This is a genomic window from Kineococcus vitellinus (genome assembly GCF_009906315.1).
GTDB classification, from domain to species: Bacteria; Actinomycetota; Actinomycetes; order Actinomycetales; family Kineococcaceae; genus Kineococcus; species Kineococcus vitellinus.
This window is the reverse complement of sequence record NZ_JAAALL010000435.1, coordinates 1-2,588: the sequence shown is the minus strand read 5'-3', so window position 1 is coordinate 2,588 and position 2,588 is coordinate 1. Positions and strand designations below refer to the sequence as shown.

3 protein-coding genes are annotated in these 2,588 nt (G+C 77.0%); 1 reads left to right on the top strand and 2 read right to left on the bottom strand.

Features of this window, described 5'->3' with window-relative positions; genetic code table 11:
• Window positions 1-267 precede the first annotated feature (267 nt).
• The gene (locus GTQ99_RS22065) at window positions 268-1,047 is read left to right on the top strand and encodes a sulfite exporter TauE/SafE family protein (RefSeq protein WP_166617831.1); all 780 of its coding nucleotides are present in this window, start codon (window positions 268-270) and stop codon (window positions 1,045-1,047) included.
• A 115-nt stretch (window positions 1,048-1,162) separates the two neighbouring features.
• On the opposite strand, the gene GTQ99_RS22060 is transcribed toward GTQ99_RS22065, so the two are convergent.
• Both GTQ99_RS22060 and GTQ99_RS22055 read right to left on the bottom strand, forming a co-directional pair.
• The gene (locus GTQ99_RS22060) at window positions 1,163-1,981 is read right to left on the bottom strand and encodes an MIP/aquaporin family protein (protein ID WP_338075191.1); all 819 of its coding nucleotides are present in this window, start codon (window positions 1,979-1,981) and stop codon (window positions 1,163-1,165) included.
• Window positions 1,978-2,586, bottom strand: coding sequence for a hypothetical protein (locus GTQ99_RS22055; RefSeq protein WP_420814607.1), 609 nt, complete (start codon window positions 2,584-2,586; stop codon window positions 1,978-1,980). Before GTQ99_RS22055 ends, GTQ99_RS22060 begins: the two co-directional genes overlap by 4 nt.
• Between the last annotated feature and the right edge of the window lie 2 nt (window positions 2,587-2,588).

Genomic DNA, 2,588 nt, shown 5'->3' with positions numbered 1-2,588 from the left:
CACCTGCACCTGTTCCTGACGAGGGGGTGGACCCACCGCGGGGGTGGGCGCGCGGACCTCGTCAGGAACAGGTGCAGGTGTGCGTGCGGCACAGGTCGACGTGGCGACGGCGCACGAGCCGGCCGTTCGTCGTCCCGGGGATGCGCACGCACCCACGGTACGGGAGGGACCGCCCCGGCTCCACCGGTGGACCGTCCACCGGCCCGCGCCGGGGCGGGCGCCATGATGGGCGCGTGAGCGGAACCTTCGCCCGGTGAGGCGCCCCCGATGACCCTGGAATCCCTCGGGCTCCTGACGGTCCTGCTCCTGGTCGCCGCCGCCTTCCTCGCAGGCTGGGTCGACGCCGTCGTCGGCGGCGGCGGGCTGGTGCAGCTGCCGGTGCTGCTGCTGGTCCCCGGCATGGACCCGGTGCAGGCGCTCGGCACGAACAAGCTGGCCGCGGCGATGGGGACGGCCACGAGCGCGGCCACCTACTACCGCCGGGTGCGGCCGAGCCTGCGCACCGCCCTGCCCACGGCCGCGGTCGCCGCCGCGGGCGCCGCCGGCGGGGCGCTGTGCGCCGCCGCGGTGCCGGACGGCGTGCTGACGCCGGTGATCCTCGTGGCGCTCGTGCTCGTGGCCGCCTACACGCTGCTGCGCCCGAGCCTGGGGGAGCGCACGGCGCTGCGCTTCAGCGGTTCGCGGCACGCGGTCGTCGCCGCCGCGGTGGGCGCGGTCATCGGCTTCTACGACGGCATCGCCGGCCCGGGCACCGGCGCCTTCCTCGTCTTCACCCTCGTCGGCCTGCTCGGCTACGCGTTCCTGCAGGCCAGCGCGACGGCGAAGATCGTGAACCTGGCCACGAACGTCGGCGCGCTCGTGGTGTTCACCCGGCACGGCTCGGTGCTGTGGGCGCTCGGCCTGGTGATGGGCGTCGCCAACCTCGCCGGCGGCTACCTCGGTGCGCGCACGGCCGTGGCGGCCGGCAGCAGGTTCGTGCGCACCGTCTTCCTCGTCGTCGTCGCCGTCCTCATCGCCCGCCTGGGCTGGCAGGTCCTGCGCGGCTGAGCGGCCGGTCGGCCACGGGCGCTGCGGCCCTGCACGCGGACGACCCGCCCCCGCGCGGTGCGGGGACGGGTCGGGGACCTCGTGCGGGCTTGCGGGCCCGGGGCGGGGAGCGCCCTCAGGACCCGTCGTCGGTGCTGGGCGCCTCGGCCGGTGCGAGCAGCCGGTCGTAGACGAGGGCGGCGAGCACGCCGCCGACGAGCGGACCCGCCACATAGGCCCAGAAGCCGGTCCAGGTGCCGGAGACCAGGGCCGGGCCGAACGCGCGGGCCGGGTTGACCGCCCCACCGGTCAGCGGGGCCGCGATGAAGATCCCGACGGCGAGGGCGGCTCCCGCGGCCAGCGGTGCGGCCGCCGCGGGTGCCCGGTCGTCGGTGGCCACGGCCATGACGACCAGGACCAGCACGAAGGTGATGACGGCCTCGACGAGCAGCACCCGGCCGGTGGACACGCCGGGGCTCGGCGTCGTGGCGGCCAGCCGGGCGACCTCGCGGGCCGCGTCGCCGTAGAAGGCCCACACCGCCAGCGAGGCGAGCACCGCGCCGGCCAGCTGGGCCACGACGTAGCCGGGGACGGCCTTGAGCGGGAAGCGGCCCACCACGGCCAGCCCGACCGTCACCGCGGGGTTGAGGTGGGCGCCGGAGACGTGCCCGAACCCGGCGGCGATGGCGGTCAGGGCCAGCCCGAAGGCGATGACGACCGCGGGCAGGTCGTAGGTGCCCGGGGCGCCCGCCAGGGTGACCACCGCGGTCGCGGTGCCCGCGAGGACGAGCACGAACGTGCCGAGCAGCTCGGCGGTGCAGGCCCGCGCGATGTTGGCGCCGGCGGTGCTGCCGTACAGGCCGCCGCGGTGCGAGCCGCCGGTGCCCGGGCGGGTGGACTGCACGCGCAGCGCGCCGGGGCGCGCGGTGCCCACGCGCTCCTCGGAGGCGCTCACCGGCCCAGCCCCGCCTTGTCGACGCGGCGGTGGAAGCGCATGCCGGCCAGGCCGCCGAGGACGGCGCCCAGCAGGCTGACCAGGGCCGCGGCGACGAGCGCGATGATCGAGCCGCCCGTCAGGGACGCGGCGTCGACGGGGATGCGCGGGAAGGCGTTGAGCCGGCCGAGGACGTCGAACCTGCTGCCGGCGACCGCGGCGAGGACCGCCACGACGACGGCGATGACCACGGCCCACGCCCACACCGCGATGCCCTGCTTGGCGCCGTCGAAGCGGGCCATGCGGCCGGCGACGTAGCCGCCGCAGAAGTACGACACCAGCAGCACGACGAGCAGGGCGATCGCGCCGACGACGCCGACGGTGGCGGCCTCGCCCGCGGCCTGCTGCGTCACGCTGTCGACGGCCGAGCCGACGTCGTCCGTCGTCGCCAGGCCGACGGCGGTCCCCGTCGCCGCGAGCAGCGCGGTGAGCAGCACCGCCGTCCCGGTGGCGGTCAGCCAGCCGAAGAAGGCGGAACCGACCTTGACGCCGCCGTGGGCGTCGCGCTCGCGCCCGACCACGGACCTGCGGTCCAGGGACCGCTCGTCGCCGGAGCCGTGGTGCACGG

What these genes read in the sequence shown, in the direction of transcription:
- GTQ99_RS22065 (WP_166617831.1), top strand. Translation starts at nt 268, where the DNA reads ATGACCCTGGAATCCCTCGGGCTCCTGACGGTCCTGCTCCTGGTCGCC.